The 1,921-nt window shown below is 66.1% G+C and carries 1 protein-coding gene and 1 pseudogene; one reads left to right on the forward strand and one right to left on the reverse strand.

What is annotated here, in order from left to right:
- A partial coding sequence (locus A9W95_RS05555; protein WP_156746031.1) for a serine/threonine-protein kinase occupies nt 1-992 on the reverse strand: 992 nt, incomplete at its 3' end.
- 159 nt (nt 993-1,151) lie between these two features.
- Here A9W95_RS05555 and A9W95_RS05560 point away from each other — a divergent pair.
- Nucleotides 1,152-1,921: pseudogene (locus A9W95_RS05560) on the forward strand (acyl-CoA dehydrogenase); the annotation flags it as partial.

Genomic DNA, 1,921 nt, shown 5'->3' on the forward strand with positions numbered 1-1,921 from the left:
GCCGTCCACCACCCCCACCTGGGATGCGGCGAATCCGTCCGGGCCTCGGCGGGGGTGTAAGTCCGCAGCACAGGAGGCGGAACCTCCATGACGCGGGTAGCGGGCCGGACAGCGACTGGGGCGGAATTGGCGTCGTTGAGCGCCGTGCGCATCGTTGTGGCCTCATAAAATCTGCGCGCCGGGTCCTGCGTCATGGCCCGGTCGATCACATCGGTGAGCTGGCGCGGGATATCGGGGCGAATCGCGGCTAGGGGCGGTGCCGCGCCGTGCAGTATGGCCTGGGCCAGCGGACCGAACTCCTCCTGCGGAAACGGGCGCCGCCCGGTCAGCGCTTCGTACCCGACCACACCCACGGCGTACAAATCGTCGGCCGGCGTGGCTGGCTTCCCTGACAACCGGTCGGGACTCAGGTAGGCCATCGTCCCGACCACCTCGCCGGTCATCGTCTGCGGGGCACCGGTTGTCTTGGCGATGCCGAAGTCGGCGAGTTTCACTTCGCCCGTCGCGGTGAACAGGATGTTGCCCGGCTTGACGTCGCGGTGCAGGATCCGCGCCTCGTGGGCCACGCTGAGCGCGTTGAGGACACCGTCGAGGACGGTTCGCACGAACGCCGGTGCGAGTGGTCCGTTCGCGATGTGGTCAGCCAGCGAAATTCCGGGCAGGCGCTCCATGACGATGAAGGGCACGCCCTCGTGTTCACCGACGTCGTGCACCACCACGATGTGCGGGCTGCTGAGTGTCGCCGATGCGCGCGCCTCGGTCTCGAAACGTAACCGGTCGTCCGGCCGGCCTCCGCCGAGCGGATGCAACAGCTTGACCGCGACCGGGCGGCCGAGCTTCAGGTCCCAACCGTCGTGGACCTCGGCCATGCCGCCACGACCTAGAACCGCCCGTAGCTCATAACGGCCGCCAAGGGGCACGCCCGGCTCCAAGATGGCGCCACTAGCACCACCGCCGCGGCGGTGCTGAGGTCCTCGGTATGCCGTATCCATCCCGCCTGCTGACGTCTGTGGTCGCACCCGCTGAACCTAATGGCGCAACGTAGCGCGATTTTCGCCTACTTGGATAACCGGCCGTTTCGAAGCCGAAACGTGAGCCCGTGGGCGTACGGTCTACCAGTGACGTCGACTAAGGGTGCACAGGTCGTTGCGATGGCCCGGGGGATGCGCGAATTGGTACAGGCCCAGGCCGCCGAATCCGAACAGCGACGTACGCTGACCGACGCAATTGTGGACGAGATGTGGGCCAGCGGGTTGATGACGGCCCTCAGTCCGGCGGCCGCCGAGGGTATCGAACCGTCATTCGCCGAAATGATCGATACCTGGATCGAAATGGCCTGGCAGGATGGGTCTTTCGGGTGGATTGGGATCGCGAACATGCCCTCGCGGTTCGCCGCTGCCACCTATCTACCCGACGACGGGTTCGCCGAGGTCTTCACCGCCAACGACAACCACGTCACCATGGGCGGCCAGTTCTTTCCCAACGGTCAGGGACTTGCGACCGACGGCGGTTATCTGCTGAGCGGATCGTGGAGTTTCGGGTCAGGTACCGGCCATTCTCAATATGTGGCCGCGGGCTTCTTCCCGCTGGACGGCGGCGAGATGCGCTGGGTCAGCGAAGGGGTGCCCGACATGCAGGTCGCGGTGGTGCCCCGCGCCGAGATCCAATTCAATGACGGCTGGCACGTGCAGGGCCTCAAGGGAACTGGTTCTTATGACTACAGCGCCCAGGAAGTGTTCGTTCCGGCCAGGCGGACCTTTGCGCTGTTCGCCCGCCAGCCGCATCGCGGTGACTCCGCTGCGGCCAGGATGGGGCTGATGCCGGTGACCGCCGCAGGTCACGCGTCCTGGGCGCTGGGTGTAGCCAAGAGCATGCTCGACGACGTGACTGAGTTGGCCGCAACCAAATACCGGATGGTCGA

It is taken from the genome of Mycobacterium sp. 1423905.2 (assembly GCF_001673155.1).
Taxonomy (GTDB): domain Bacteria; phylum Actinomycetota; class Actinomycetes; order Mycobacteriales; family Mycobacteriaceae; genus Mycobacterium.